The following is a 13,513-nucleotide window of genomic DNA, read 5'->3' on the forward strand; positions in this document are numbered from 1 at the left end:
TCATGAAGTTCACACTGATTTTAGCATACTGCACAGCCTTGGGTTTGCTTAGTGCATGCACCACCACCTCCTCAACGACTGCACAGCGTGATGCCTATTTACAACAGTTCATTGGGCAAAGCAGCCAACTGATCGATCAAACTCTGGATCTAAAACGTTTAGGTTACCAGCAGATCAGTGAGCCTGAACGCAGCGCAAAACAATTAAGCTATGTGGTACAACGCCCCATTACCATTCCTTTGCCTGTAGCGCAGTTTCCTGCCACAGGGACAGGCACTGTACCGATTCCAGTGTCAGTAAGCCCTGCCGGCGGCTATGACGTCAAATTGCAATGTAAAATCACCTTCTTACTCAAAGATAATATTGCCACCGCGGTACGCACCACAGGCCGAACCTGTTAAGGGGTTTAAGCTTTGAAATTTCTATTATAAAAAAACGCAGCTCAAGGCTGCGTTTTTTTGAATCAAAACAGGCTTAGTTCAATGCAGCAACGACTGCTTGACCCATTTCAACCGTACCGACTTTTTGCATGCCTTCAGACATGATATCTGCCGTACGCAAGCCTTGATCCAAGACCTGACCTACTGCATCTTCAATCGCTTTAGCAGCCGCTTCTTCACGGAAGGTATAACGCAACATCATCGCCACCGAAAGAATCGTCGCTAATGGATTTGCCAGGTTTTGACCGGCGATATCTGGTGCAGAACCATGACAAGGCTCATACATGCCCTTGCCATTTTCATCCAGAGATGCCGATGGCAACATGCCGATTGAACCGGTCAACATCGCAGCTTCATCCGACAGGATGTCACCGAACAGGTTAGAAGTGACAATCACATCAAACTGCTTTGGCGCACGCACCAATTGCATTGCGGCATTGTCGACATACATGTGCGATAAATTAATTTCAGGATATTCGGCTTCTTTCAGTGCAGTCACTGTCTGTTTCCACAGTTCAGTTACTTCAAGCACGTTGGCTTTATCCACTGAACATACTTTACCACCACGCAAATTAGCCATTTCAAAGGCGACTTTGGCGATACGCTTGATTTCAGACTCTGAATAAACGTCGGTGTTATAGCCTTGCTTCTCGCCATTTTCCAGTTCACGAATACCACGTGGCTGACCGAAGTAAATACCACCGGTCAATTCACGTACAATCAGAATATCCAGACCCGCTACGATTTCAGGCTTCAAACTTGAAGCATCAGCCAGTTGCGGATAAAGAATGGCTGGACGCAAGTTAGCAAACAGATTCAGTTCGCTACGCAATTTCAATAAACCACGTTCCGGACGGATTGAACGCTCAATCGTGTCCCATTTTGGACCGCCCACGGCACCGAGTAAAATCGCATCGGCTTTTTTAGCCTGTTCAGAGGTCACTTCAGGATACGGTGAACCATGTGCATCAATGGCTGCACCACCGAGTAAGCCCTGTTCCCATGTCAAATCAAGATTAAATTTTTCATTTACACGAGTCAGCACCTGCTCTGCCGCTTTGACAATTTCAGGACCGATACCGTCACCAGCTAAAATCAAAATTTGTTTAGACATGAGATTTTCCGTTTAAAACGTCAGATTCAGACCTGACAGAGGTTAGATTTTCTTTTCTACAAACTCTGCAATCCCGGTGACTGCATTATAGGGTTTGCAAAAACGACGAATGGTTTTTTGCTCTTGTACCAGATCTACGCAAAGCGGATCCGGCGCCGAAGAATTTAATAAACTGCTGCTACGCGCACTACGGTCACGAAACATTTTTAAGCTATAGCGGTTATTGGCCTGAAAACGATGGAATACATGTAAAGTTTCCGCTTTATCCTTACTGATCGGATAAAAACGCACGACCAGTTCATGCTGTCCTGCCGGCACAGATAAATAAATCGGATTGGCCTGATTTAAATTTTTGGCCTGCAAGCGCACCAGTTTCTGCTTCAGCGCCTCATCACTGATGCGGCCATTGTCGGCGTTGACAATAATGGTCTGATTGAAGCGTTCGAACTGACAATCTGGCGTCCCTGTACAGTAGATCAGGGCATTGCTTTTGCTCTCAGTATTTTCTTTGGCATGTTTGAGTTTCATCGTGTCGATGCTTTGACATGCAGTCAACAGCACCGATACTGAACTTAAAGCAAGCCACTGTTTCCAATAATTCGCCATAATGTCTGTCTTACCCAATCAAAAAACTCAATAATCTTCCGATATTAGCAAGGGCATCGCAGTCATGCCATGACAATTTTTACTGATTTATCCATGAATTTCGGCAAATACCCAAGGACGCGATTGTTTGGTTTTTTCTTCATAGGCACGAATATCATCCGCCACCTGCAAAGTTAAGCCAATATCATCCAGACCATTTAACAGGCAATGCTTGCGAAATGGATCGACTTCGAACTTAAAGCTTTCACCTGTAGGGGTGCGAACTTCTTGTGCCTGCAAGTCAATGGTCAGTTGATAGCCTTCATCTGCCGCACATTCCTTAAATAACTGCTCAACAATATCTTCAGCCAAAATCACGGGCAACATACCGTTTTTAAAACAGTTATTAAAGAAAATATCAGCAAAGCTTGGCGCAATAACAGTACGAAAACCGTATTCACTCAAAGCCCACGGCGCATGTTCACGGCTAGAACCACATCCAAAGTTGGCACGTGAAATTAAAATAGACGCACCCTGATAACGTGGCTGGTTCAAGACAAAGTCCGGATTGATCGGACGAACTGAATTGTCCTGACCTGGATAACCTTCATCCAAGTAACGCAATTCATCAAACAAATTGTCACCAAAACCGGTACGTTTGATCGATTTCAAAAACTGTTTTGGAATAATTAAATCTGTATCGACATTGGCACGGTCTAAAGGTGCAACGATACCTTGTTCAACGGTATAAGCTTTCATGTCTGTGCTCCTACGTACCAATTAAAATGAACGGACATCAACAAAGTGACCTGCGATCGCAGCAGCGGCTGCCATGGCTGGACTCACCAAATGAGTACGACCGCCATTGCCCTGACGACCTTCAAAGTTACGGTTCGAAGTCGAGGCACAATGCTCGCCTGGTTGTAACTTGTCAGCATTCATCGCCAGACACATTGAACAGCCAGGTTCACGCCACTCGAAGCCCGCCTCGACAAATACCTTGTCCAGACCTTCCGCTTCTGCCTGAGCTTTGACCAGACCAGAACCCGGAACCACCATCGCCTGTTTGATTGAAGATGCGACTTTACGACCTTTGATCACTTCGGCTGCAGCACGGATATCTTCAATACGCGAATTGGTACATGAACCGATAAATACACGATCTAACTGGATGTCTGCTAATGCCTGACCTGCATTTAAGCCCATATATTGATAAGCACGGTTCCAGTCATTGCGTTGTACATCATCTTTGGCTTGTTCTAAAGTCGGTACTGCTTGAGAGACCGGAATCACCATCTCAGGGGAAGTACCCCAAGACACTTGTGGCTCGATTTCTTCACCTTGCAATACAACAACCGTGTCAAAGTATGCGTCATCATCTGAATGTAAAGTATTCCAGTAAGCAACAGCCTGATCCCACTGATCTGCAGTCGGCGCATACGGACGGCCTTTAACATACTCAATGGTTTTTTCATCGACAGCCACCATGCCGACACGGGCACCGGCTTCAATCGCCATGTTGCACACAGTCATACGACCTTCGATAGACATGTCACGGAAGACCTGACCACCAAATTCAATCGCGTGACCAGTACCGCCTGCGGTACCGATCTTGCCAATAATCGCCAAGACCACATCTTTTGGTGTTACACCCTGACCTAATTTGCCATCAACACGCACCAGCATGTTTTTCATCTTCTTTTGAACCAGACATTGGGTCGCCAATACATGTTCAACTTCTGATGTACCGATACCGTGCGCCAAGCAGCCAAAAGCACCATGGGTTGCTGTATGCGAATCACCACAGACCACAGTCATGCCCGGCAAGGTCAAGCCTTGCTCCGGCCCGACCACATGCGCGATGCCCTGACGGATATCATTAATATCAAATTCAACAATATTAAAGGTCTTGCAGTTATCATCCAAAGTTTGTACCTGGATGCGCGAGGTTTCATCTTCAATTCCGGCAACCCCCTGTTCACGCTCTTTTTTCGAGGTCGGTACGTTATGATCCGGTGTGGCAATATTCGCGCTTAAACGCCATGGCTTGCGCCCGGCCAATTGCAAACCTTCAAAGGCCTGTGGAGAAGTCACTTCATGTAATAAGTGACGGTCGATGTACAGTAAGGCAGAACCATCATCACGTTGCGTTACTAAATGGTCGTCCCACAATTTATCATATAATGTTTTTGCTGTTTGGGTTGCGCCTGCCATGTCGATGTACTCCACTGGACTGGGTAAATTCTTTCTCTGATTTTGATTATATCGCTGCAATCACATAAATCTAATTTATCATTTTTATCAGTTAAAAAACTTTTTGGAATCTTTTAAAAGCTGAATCAAATCATGCTTTAGCTATATTGTCATAAATCTAATTTTCCGATTGATTTATAAAAAATATTCGCTTTTACAAATTAAATGAGAATTATTATTATTTCTTCATCGACAGAAATGATGATTTTGAGGAACTTCGACATGGCACATATTCAACGCTTCGTAGACAACAACCAGCGCATGTTCAAAAAAACCTTCAGCTACTACATTATGCACATTACTGTGGCGATGATTGTGGGTTACTTGGTGACCGGCAGTTTGACGATGGCCATTGCCTTAAGTTTATTAGAGCCAACGGTACAGGCAGTTGCTTTCTTCTTCCATGAAAAAATCTGGGAGCGTAATAACCAACAGCAGAATGAGGACATTACCGTCTAAATTCTTCGGTCGAGGTTCCTGATGAAAGACTGCCCTTAAAGGTGGTCTTTTTTAGTTTTTAAAATTCTAAGGCTTTGAAAATGTATAGTAATTCAGCACTGCAACATAGATAAGGTAATTTTACTTTGATTTATTCTTAAAATATAACAATAATAGATTTACACATAAAAATTCTTTATAGGTGATTAAGATGAATCTCGCAGCCTTTGAAGCCTTCGTGAAAGTCATGGAAACCGGTTCGATTTCTTTGGCCGCAGATCAGCTCTTCATTACCCAGCCTGCTGTCACCAAACGTATTCACAGTCTGGAAGAATACTTTGGGGTCAAGCTGTTTGAATCTGCCGGACGTGGCGTACAGGCCACCCACGCGGCGCATTCGCTGTTGCCTAAAGTGAAAAACTGGCTGAATGAACTCGGTGATATTCATTATACCTTGAGCCATGAACAGGGTCAGGTACAGGGCAAACTAAAAATTGGTACCAGCCATCATATCGGCCTACATCATCTGCCGAGTCATTTGCGCCATTATGTCCAGGAATATCCGGACGTGACCCTGGATGTGCATTTTGTTGATTCCGAGCAAGCACATGAACAGGTAATTGCCGGCGATCTTGAACTGGCATTTTTAACCTTGCCGCCCCGTGGTGATGCGCGTCTGAATTACGTAACCATCTGGAATGATCCTCTGGTCTTTGTGGTGGCACCGTTTCATCCGCTGGCACAGCAAAAAAATCTGTGTCTGGAAGATTTGCTCGACTATCCAAGCCTGTTGCCATCATCACAGACCTATACCTCGCAAATTACTTTGGCCGAATTTGAAAAACAGGGTATTAAACCGAAAGTCAGTATGAGCAATAATCCGCTGGAATCAATCCGGATGCTGGTATCGATTGGCTTAGGCTGGTCGGTACTGCCAAAAACTTTGGTCAATCATGACCTTCACCAACTAGATATTAATCTGGAAATGAACCGTCGCTTGGGCATGGTCTGGCATCCGGGTCGTACGCAGTCCAAAGCGGCACAGGCTTTGGTTCAGCTCATGCAAGGCGCCTCGCTGTCTATTTAAGCTGTTCCTGAACATGCTGCATCCAAAACGGTGCAGCATTTTGTTACCTAAATACACCCCATCTGGCGATATCTTTCGAGTATTTTTAAGACAATTCCATTCTTTTGCAGTGCAGAGGAATGCTTAAACTATTCGATGGAGCCTGACGGATGCAGCTCGATTCTCCCCTAAAATCCCACTCTCAAGACAAAACCAATACAAGCAGCCTATGGCTTTCGGCCAAACCGATGCTGCTGCCCACGCCGGCACTTGATTTTGCCAATGAACAGACTGCCCGGCACGGCCTGCGCGAATATTTCCTGAATACCTTTGACACCTATGAGCAACTGTTTGAATGCCTCAAGCATGAAGATGCTTTTTTCATCAAACCAATTACTTTACGTCATCCGCTAATTTTTTATTTTGCGCATACCGCCACTTTTTTTGTCAATAAACTACTGCTCAGCAAGCTAATTAGCGAACGCTTAAATCCGCATTTTGAAAGTATCTTTGCAATCGGTGTGGACGAGATGAGCTGGGATGACCTGGACGAAGTACATTATGACTGGCCCAGTGTGCAGGAAGTCCGTGATTATCGGCATCAGGTACGTGCCCTGATTTTGAATATTCTTGAGCATGCTCCGCTGACTCTGCCCTTAAACTGGCAAAATCCGTGGTGGACGGTCATTATGGGCATCGAACATGAACGGATTCATCTGGAAACTTCTTCCGTGCTGATTCGCCAGCATGCTTTGGAACATGTACGCCAGCATCCGCAGTGGCGCGCCAATATCATTACCGGCATGGCTCCGGATAATAGTTTGCTGGATGTGCCTGAAGGTAAGGTGCATCTACAGAAAGATTTTAACCATCCATTTTATGGCTGGGACAATGAATACGGCCAGCATGAAGCGCAGGTAGCGGCTTTTGCAGCTTCCAAATATCTGGTATCGAATCAGGAATTTCTGGCCTTTGTCGAAGCACAAGGTTATCAGACCGAACACTACTGGAGTGAAGAAGGTCTAGGCTGGCTGCAGTTTTCACAAGCTGCTCATCCCTGTTTCTGGCGCAAAACTGAATTGGGCTGGTCACTGCGGCTGATGCTGGAAGAAGTGCCGATGCCTTGGGACTGGCCGGTAGAAGTGAATTATCATGAAGCCAAGGCCTTTTGTCAGTGGAAATCGCAACAGCTTGGAAAAACCATTCGCTTGCCGACTGAAGATGAATGGTATCGCCTGTATGCCGTTTCAGACCTGGATCCAGATTTACAAAGTCCTGAACAGGCCAATATCGAGTTGAAATACGGCACCAGCTCCTGTCCGGTTGATCATTTCAAGCAGGGCGATTTTTATGATATTCAGGGCAATGTCTGGCAGTGGACTGAAACTTCGATCTATCCATTTCAGGGTTTTCAGGTGCATCCGCTTTATGATGATTTCAGTACACCAACCTTTGACGGTCGCCATAACCTGATGAAAGGTGGCTCCTGGATTTCGGCGGGCAATGAAGCTTTATATAGTTCCCGCTATGCCTTCAGACGGCATTTCTTCCAGCATGCCGGTTTTCGCTACGTCGCCTCTGATCAGGCACTGCAACATTTCCCTTCGAACTATGAAAGCGACCAGCTGGTCTCCCAATATCTGGAATTCCAGTACGGCCCCGAATATTTTGGTGTCACCAATTTTGCCAAAACACTGGTCCATCTGGCGCAACCCTATTTTCAGCAAACACCATGTCATCGTGCCTTAGATATTGGCTGTGCTACCGGCCGCGCCAGCTTTGAACTGGCACACTATTTTGATCAGGTGACCGGTCTGGACTTTTCAGCACGCTTTATCCAGCAGGCAGTTTATTTGGCCCAAGGCGACAGGGTACGTTATCAACTGCCACTAGAAGGTGAATTAAGCGAAGAAAAAAGCTGTTCACTTGAAGATGTTGCTTTGGATCAGTTTGCGTCGAAAACAGAACTTTTTCAGGCTGATGCCTGCAACTTGAAAGCACATTTTAGTGGTTATGATTTTATTCTGGCAGCGAATCTGATTGACCGGTTACACCATCCGAAAGACTTTTTGGCGCAGATTCATGAGCGTATCAATATGGGGGGTATTTTAATGTTGAGCTCGCCCTATACCTGGCTGGAAGAACATACGGCGCGTAGCGAATGGCTGGGTGGTTTTCGGCAGGATGGGGAAAATATTACGACCTTGGCAGGTATTTCCAATATTTTAACCCAGCACTTTGAATTGGTGGCCGAACCCCAGGATGTGCCTTTTGTGATTCGGGAAACGGCCAGAAAGTATCAACACACGCTGTCACAAGTTACCCTCTGGAAAAGGATTCGCTAAAAGTGAAGACCTCAAAAAAGCCAATCATGCGATTGGCTTTTATCCTATCCTTCACTGGTTGAATTTTCATGTAAGGATTCATTGAGTTGATCCACCACAATCGCCCATTCGCCATCAGATGCTATTTTCTCGCTTAAAAATTGACGTTGTGCCTCTGACCAATACGGCGCATCCAGTAAAGTCAGATCTTTATGCAATTGATGCTCGTGAATAAATGTTTCAATACCTTCTGCACTGGCATCCAAGCCAAGCTGTTGGAACAGATGTGTCATACGCGGTCGAACGTGAGTCATATCTCATACCTCAGAATCTACTATTGTTATCATGTCCTGTTTTTCGAGCATAGCATGTCTGATTCAGCCGGACTATGAAAAAACATTAATATTCAAATGAGGCAAATAAAAAGCACAACCGAAGTTGTACTTAATAATCACATCAATGAGTTCGGAGTGATTAGATCGACCAGTCCTGTATTTCCCAGCCTTGTTCTTGGGCTAGAGTTTCCAAGCGATCATCCGGATTCACTGCAATCGCATGATCCGCATATTCCAGCAAGAAACGGTCATTAATCGAATCTGAATAGGCCCAAGACTCGGTTACATTGCGACCCTCCAGCCATTGTTCCAGACGCACCAACTTGCCTTGCTGATAGCACGCTGTATTGATGACTTTACCAGTATATTTACCATCAATGACTTCAGCATTGGTGGCAATAATTTCAGTAATTCCGAATTCACGAAAAATGGGGGCGGTAATAAAGTCTGAAGTCGCGGTAATCCCCACTAAGGTATGCCCTGCTTCATGGTGGCGCCCAATGGCTTTAAAACCTTCAGGACGCATTTGTGGACGAATGACTTTTTGCATGAACAGTTGATGTAATTCAATCAAATAATCATTGTCATGTTGGGTTAGAAACTGGAACACAAATTCATTATAGGCATAAGGATCCAGCTCACCTTTTTTATAATCGTCATAGAACTTGTCATTCATGGCGCGATGCTGAACTGGATCGACCAGGCCCTCACTGACCAGAAACTCTCCCCAAGAATGATCCGAATCCGTGTTTAACAAGGTGTGATCGAGATCAAATAGCGCCAATTTCATGAAAATACTCGTTAAAACTGAAATTTAAGAAAAAAATTGTAAATCTATCTCCGCTAGTCGATAGAAATTCGTTAAGATCATAGCAATTTTAACATTTTTAAACTTTGCTTTTTTCGAGTTGGATAACGAAATAATGCTCCCCGATGGCAAAGGCATAAATTAAACAATTTTTAGGTAGCCAAATGATCGACTCTGAAGGTTTCCGACCGAATGTCGGGATCATTTTGGCAAACGATGCTGGACAGGTTTTATGGGCAAAACGCATTGGTCATAATGCATGGCAATTTCCACAAGGCGGGATCCAATATGGAGAAACCCCCGAGCAGGCACTCTATCGTGAGCTGAGAGAAGAAGTTGGCTTATTGCCCGAACACGTCCAGATAGTCGCGCAAACCAAAGGCTGGTTGCGCTATCGTTTGCCGCATCGATACATTCGTACGGACTCTGATCCGGTCTGTATCGGTCAAAAACAAAAGTGGTTTTTACTCAAACTCACGGCCCCCGTTCAGCATATTCAGTTGAATCTGTCTGATCCGCCCGAATTTGATCAATGGCAATGGGTCAGTTATTGGTACCCACTCGGTCAAGTCGTGAATTTCAAACGTGATGTTTACCGCAAAGCCTTGGTGGAGTTGTGTCAGCAACTGCCCCAGCAAAAACCTTAAAAAATCGCATAAATAATGCAGATTTTTTACGCGGCTATTGTTATAAATAAACTTCATTACTGAAATTCTGAATAGACGGAGCAGACCTTATGTCGAATATGCAACTGGACACCTTGAGACGTATTGTTCAGGAGATCAATGCGTCCACCAGTTTGCATGAATCACTCGACATTATGGTCAAGCATGTGGCCGAGGCCATGCAGGTTGATGTCTGCTCGATCTACCTCCTCGATGAACGCAATCAGCGTTATCTGCTCATGGCGTCTAAAGGCCTGAATGCAGAATCTGTCGGCCATGTGTCTTTGCAGACCGGCGAAGGTCTGGTGGGCCTGGTTGGACAGCGTGAGGAAATTGTCAATCTGGACAATGCCCCTAAACACGAGCGCTTCCTGTTTTTACCTGAAACCGGTGAGGAAATTTATAACTCCTTCCTCGGTGTGCCAGTGATGTATCGCCGTAAGGTGATGGGTGTGCTGGTGGTTCAGAACAAAGAATCACAGGACTTTTCTGAAGCTGCTGAATCCTTTCTGGTGACACTCTGTGCGCAGCTTTCTGGCGTCATCGCCCATGCCCATGCCGTCGGCAATATCGATGTATTCCGTAAGCCAAGCAACCTGCCCGCCTATAAAACCTTTCAGGGAGTTTCTGGCTCCGGTGGTATTGCCTTAGGTCGTGCAGTGATTCTCTATCCGCCAGCAGATCTTGCCGCAGTCCCTGACCGTGAAGCGGATGACATTAGCGAAGAACTGGAGCTATTAGATAACGCCCTGAATTCAGTCCGCGAAGAAATTCAGTCGCTAGATGACAAAATGCAGGATGCGTTGATGGCCGAGGAACGCGCACTGTTTAGCGTGTTTTTGCGTATGCTGGATGAAAATGCCCTGCCTTCAGAAATCAAGGCCTTTATTCGTGAAGGTCACTGGGCACAAGGCGCCGTGCGAATTGTCATTGACAATCATGTGGCACAATTTTCCCAGATGGAAGATGATTATTTACGTGAGCGAGTGGCGGACTTAAAAGATCTGGGTCGCCGCATTCTGGCACGTTTACAGGAAGCCGATGCCAGTCACCGTGAATTGACCGATGAAAGTATTCTGATTGGTGAGGAAATATCGACGGCTGCACTGGTTGAACTGCCCGTGGATAAAATTGCCGCGATTGTCACTACCGAAGGCGCCATGAACTCGCATATGGTGATCGTGGCGCGTGCCCTTGGCATTCCCACCGTAGTCGGTGTAACCGAACTGCCAATCAATACCCTCGATGATGTCGAGATGATTGTCGATGCACATCAGGGGCGGGTGTTTATTAATCCGCCACGTCGCCTGCGCAGTCGCTATAAAGAAATTCAAAAAGAAGAAGAACAGATTGCCAAAGATTTGCGCCAGTACGAAACCAAAGATGCGATTACTCCGGATGGCGTAGCGGTCAAACTCTACGTCAATACCGGCCTGATGATTGATGTGGTGCGTGGCGTGCAGCGCGGTGCCAAAGGTGTCGGTTTATACCGTTCTGAAATTCCGTTTATGTTGCGTGACCGCTTCCCGGGCGAAGAAGAACAACGTGCGATTTATCGTCAGCAGCTTAGTCACTTTGCCAACAAACCGGTAGTGATGCGAACGCTGGACATTGGTGCAGACAAAGACCTGCCGTATTTCTCGATTGAAGAAGAAAATTCGGCACTCGGCTGGCGCGGCATTCGTTTTACCCTGGATCATCCGGAAATTTTTTCTTCACAGATTCGCGCCATGCTCAAGGCCAGTATCGGGCTGAATAACCTGCATATTCTGCTGCCGATGGTGACCAGTGTCAGCGAAGTCGAGGAAGCGCTCTACCTGCTAGAACGTGATCATGCGGCGATTCAGGAAGAAGAACAGGTCAAGGTAAACAAGCCAAAACTCGGCATCATGGTGGAAGTGCCAAGTGTGCTACATCAGATTGATGAATTTTCCGAACTGGTGGATTTCTTCTCGGTCGGCTCCAACGATCTAACCCAATATCTGTTGGCCGTGGACCGCAATAATCCGCGGGTGGCCAATGTCTATTCACATTTACACCCAGCAGTACTTCGTGCCTTAACCCGTCTGGTGCAGGACTGTCATCGCAATGAAAAACCGGTCAGTATCTGCGGTGAAATGGCAGGCGATCCGCTGTCTGCAGTTTTGCTCATGGCCATGGGCTTTAATACCCTGTCGATGAGTTCCAGTAATATTTTACGGGTACGTAAAACCATTTGTCATGTTCCGATGAGTGATGCACAAGAATTGCTGGCACATGTGTTAAAAATGGACAATCCACTCATGGTGAAAAGCTGGTTAGAATATTATTTCAGAACCCATGGTTTAGGGGATATGGTGAAATCAGCATCACGTATGGTGAGTGCCTAATACGGGACTTTTTCCAGTCCCTCGACAGTGGTAGAGGTGGTTATGGAATTTCTGGTCATCCTGTTCATGATTGTTGCGGTGTTCTATGTGGTCATTCTTGCACCGGCCTTGGCTGCCCGCAAAGAAGCTCATAATTCCGGTTCATCTTATATACGCCCCGCCAGCAATCGAGCAACAAGCTATGCCGATCGGCCTAAAATGACTCCATTATTGGGCATTGAAATTTCGGCATCGCAACGGCGGCGTTTAGGCAGAGATGACCCCTCCGTCATTGCTGCCAGACTCTATCACCAACAAAAAGATCAATTTGCCAGTTTTCAGCAGGCCAGACCACAGCCTCATTCCCCTCACCACAAAGCACCAGTGCAAAGCAAACTCAATAAATTCTTTAATGACTTAATCGCGGATGAATCGACAACATCATCCCGGTATCCAAATCAATATTCGCAAACTCGTAACAACCGACCTGTCGCCCCGCTCTCTCCAGTTAAAACTAATCCTAAGCAGCCCCCACGTCGTCCCCAGCCACCTTACAGACCTTAAACGGCCATTAAAAAAGGGCGATCTTCCATGGAATATCGCCCTTGTCTGTGCTTGTTGTAGCCACGTTTTGCATTTTTCTTTCGGTCTACAAAGACCTGGCTTTTGTTGACTTCATGCATGTGTTTTGCCACAAAATTGTGGATCACCACCTGCTCGGCTGTTTTTTTCTTGGCCATTTTACTCTCTATGTGATTTTGAGGAAGGAGTGAGATAATTATAGGGCCGACTGACTAATTTTCAAGCATATTTGCCAATGCTTTTTCAAAAATAAAGCCCATTTAGCCAAGATTTTCTATATGCAAAAATGGGAGTTATAGCCAGAAAACACCCTTATTTCATTCATTATTTTTATGGGTTTCTTCAGCCCAACAAAACTCGATTAAAAAAACGTTTAAAATAAATCAGTTATAAAATTTATTTTAAACAATACTATTCACTTATTATTTTTATCCTTTGATAAAAACATATTATCGACTTAGATATTGTTATTTTCGTTTAATCCCATTCATTATTCGAGTTATTCAAAATATATAGAATTTGATATTGTCACAGAGTGGAAAACCCGTTACTTTT

The 13,513-nt window shown here is 45.4% G+C and carries 14 protein-coding genes; 7 read left to right on the plus strand and 7 right to left on the minus strand.

Features of this window, described 5'->3' with window-relative positions; all coding sequences use genetic code 11:
- The first annotated feature begins 2 nt into the window (after window positions 1-2).
- Window positions 3-401 (plus strand): hypothetical protein, encoded by a 399-nt coding sequence (locus tag FTV42_RS06070; protein ID WP_180037992.1) that lies wholly within the window; start codon window positions 3-5, stop codon window positions 399-401.
- A gap of 73 nt (window positions 402-474) precedes the next feature.
- Here FTV42_RS06070 and leuB read toward each other — a convergent pair whose 3' ends face one another.
- From leuB to leuC, 4 genes are all read right to left on the minus strand, one after another.
- Window positions 475-1,554, minus strand: coding sequence for a 3-isopropylmalate dehydrogenase (leuB, locus tag FTV42_RS06075; RefSeq protein ID WP_004647384.1), 1,080 nt, complete (start codon window positions 1,552-1,554; stop codon window positions 475-477).
- 42 nt (window positions 1,555-1,596) lie between these two features.
- On the minus strand, window positions 1,597-2,160 hold the full coding sequence (locus FTV42_RS06080) for a hypothetical protein (RefSeq protein ID WP_004729459.1): 564 nt from the start codon (window positions 2,158-2,160) through the stop codon (window positions 1,597-1,599).
- Window positions 2,161-2,247: 87 nt separating this feature from the next.
- Window positions 2,248-2,898 (minus strand): 3-isopropylmalate dehydratase small subunit, encoded by a 651-nt coding sequence (gene leuD, locus FTV42_RS06085; protein WP_138742831.1) that lies wholly within the window; start codon window positions 2,896-2,898, stop codon window positions 2,248-2,250.
- 21 nt (window positions 2,899-2,919) lie between these two features.
- Window positions 2,920-4,353, minus strand: coding sequence for a 3-isopropylmalate dehydratase large subunit (leuC, locus tag FTV42_RS06090; protein WP_100534650.1), 1,434 nt, complete (start codon window positions 4,351-4,353; stop codon window positions 2,920-2,922).
- A 261-nt stretch (window positions 4,354-4,614) separates the two neighbouring features.
- Here leuC and FTV42_RS06095 point away from each other — a divergent pair, with 261 nt between their 5' ends.
- The 3 genes from FTV42_RS06095 (at window position 4,615) to ovoA (ending at window position 8,241) form a co-directional block, all read left to right on the plus strand.
- Window positions 4,615-4,851, plus strand: a complete 237-nt coding sequence (locus FTV42_RS06095; protein ID WP_005107971.1) for a DUF2061 domain-containing protein — start codon at window positions 4,615-4,617, stop codon at window positions 4,849-4,851.
- A gap of 190 nt (window positions 4,852-5,041) precedes the next feature.
- A complete protein-coding gene (locus tag FTV42_RS06100; RefSeq protein ID WP_005107972.1) occupies window positions 5,042-5,917 on the plus strand; it encodes a LysR family transcriptional regulator in 876 nt (291 codons plus the stop codon).
- Between the two features lie 149 nt (window positions 5,918-6,066).
- The gene (ovoA, locus tag FTV42_RS06105; RefSeq protein WP_180037994.1) at window positions 6,067-8,241 is read left to right on the plus strand and encodes a 5-histidylcysteine sulfoxide synthase; all 2,175 of its coding nucleotides are present in this window, start codon (window positions 6,067-6,069) and stop codon (window positions 8,239-8,241) included.
- A 44-nt stretch (window positions 8,242-8,285) separates the two neighbouring features.
- Here the strand turns inward: ovoA and FTV42_RS06110 are convergent, their stop codons facing one another.
- Window positions 8,286-8,534, minus strand: a complete 249-nt coding sequence (locus FTV42_RS06110; protein ID WP_004278500.1) for a DUF2789 family protein — start codon at window positions 8,532-8,534, stop codon at window positions 8,286-8,288.
- Window positions 8,535-8,694: 160 nt separating this feature from the next.
- Window positions 8,695-9,345 (minus strand): HAD family phosphatase, encoded by a 651-nt coding sequence (locus FTV42_RS06115; protein WP_004729447.1) that lies wholly within the window; start codon window positions 9,343-9,345, stop codon window positions 8,695-8,697.
- A 182-nt stretch (window positions 9,346-9,527) separates the two neighbouring features.
- On the opposite strand from FTV42_RS06115, the gene FTV42_RS06120 reads away from it, so the two are divergent.
- The 3 genes from FTV42_RS06120 (at window position 9,528) to FTV42_RS06130 (ending at window position 12,940) form a co-directional block, all read left to right on the plus strand.
- Complete coding sequence (locus tag FTV42_RS06120; protein ID WP_004278502.1) at window positions 9,528-10,010, plus strand: RNA pyrophosphohydrolase; 483 nt, start codon at window positions 9,528-9,530, stop codon at window positions 10,008-10,010.
- Window positions 10,011-10,099: 89 nt separating this feature from the next.
- Complete coding sequence (ptsP, locus tag FTV42_RS06125) at window positions 10,100-12,397, plus strand: phosphoenolpyruvate--protein phosphotransferase (RefSeq protein ID WP_180037996.1); 2,298 nt, start codon at window positions 10,100-10,102, stop codon at window positions 12,395-12,397.
- Between the two features lie 42 nt (window positions 12,398-12,439).
- On the plus strand, window positions 12,440-12,940 hold the full coding sequence (locus tag FTV42_RS06130; RefSeq protein WP_180037998.1) for a hypothetical protein: 501 nt from the start codon (window positions 12,440-12,442) through the stop codon (window positions 12,938-12,940).
- On the opposite strand, the gene FTV42_RS06135 is transcribed toward FTV42_RS06130, so the two are convergent.
- A complete protein-coding gene (locus FTV42_RS06135; protein ID WP_180038000.1) occupies window positions 12,937-13,116 on the minus strand; it encodes a hypothetical protein in 180 nt (59 codons plus the stop codon). The two genes, FTV42_RS06130 and FTV42_RS06135, sit on opposite strands and share 4 nt — an antisense overlap.
- Window positions 13,117-13,513 lie beyond the last annotated feature (397 nt).

Source organism: Acinetobacter sp. YH16052 (assembly GCF_013417155.1).
In the GTDB taxonomy this organism is placed as follows: domain Bacteria; phylum Pseudomonadota; class Gammaproteobacteria; order Pseudomonadales; family Moraxellaceae; genus Acinetobacter.

Bases quoted from the DNA above. Each gene is read 5' to 3' on its own strand.
- FTV42_RS06100 (WP_005107972.1), top strand. From the start codon at position 5,042: ATGAATCTCGCAGCCTTTGAAGCCTTCGTGAAAGTCATGGAAACCGGT.
- FTV42_RS06130 (WP_180037998.1), top strand. From the start codon at position 12,440: ATGGAATTTCTGGTCATCCTGTTCATGATTGTTGCGGTGTTCTATGTG.
- FTV42_RS06135 (WP_180038000.1), bottom strand. From the start codon at position 13,116: ATGGCCAAGAAAAAAACAGCCGAGCAGGTGGTGATCCACAATTTTGTG.
- FTV42_RS06080 (WP_004729459.1), bottom strand. From the start codon at position 2,160: ATGGCGAATTATTGGAAACAGTGGCTTGCTTTAAGTTCAGTATCGGTG.
- leuB (WP_004647384.1), bottom strand. From the start codon at position 1,554: ATGTCTAAACAAATTTTGATTTTAGCTGGTGACGGTATCGGTCCTGAA.
- FTV42_RS06115 (WP_004729447.1), bottom strand. From the start codon at position 9,345: ATGAAATTGGCGCTATTTGATCTCGATCACACCTTGTTAAACACGGAT.
- leuC (WP_100534650.1), bottom strand. From the start codon at position 4,353: ATGGCAGGCGCAACCCAAACAGCAAAAACATTATATGATAAATTGTGG.
- FTV42_RS06110 (WP_004278500.1), bottom strand. From the start codon at position 8,534: ATGACTCACGTTCGACCGCGTATGACACATCTGTTCCAACAGCTTGGC.
- FTV42_RS06070 (WP_180037992.1), top strand. From the start codon at position 3: ATGAAGTTCACACTGATTTTAGCATACTGCACAGCCTTGGGTTTGCTT.
- leuD (WP_138742831.1), bottom strand. From the start codon at position 2,898: ATGAAAGCTTATACCGTTGAACAAGGTATCGTTGCACCTTTAGACCGT.
- FTV42_RS06120 (WP_004278502.1), top strand. From the start codon at position 9,528: ATGATCGACTCTGAAGGTTTCCGACCGAATGTCGGGATCATTTTGGCA.
- FTV42_RS06095 (WP_005107971.1), top strand. From the start codon at position 4,615: ATGGCACATATTCAACGCTTCGTAGACAACAACCAGCGCATGTTCAAA.
- ovoA (WP_180037994.1), top strand. From the start codon at position 6,067: ATGCAGCTCGATTCTCCCCTAAAATCCCACTCTCAAGACAAAACCAAT.
- ptsP (WP_180037996.1), top strand. From the start codon at position 10,100: ATGTCGAATATGCAACTGGACACCTTGAGACGTATTGTTCAGGAGATC.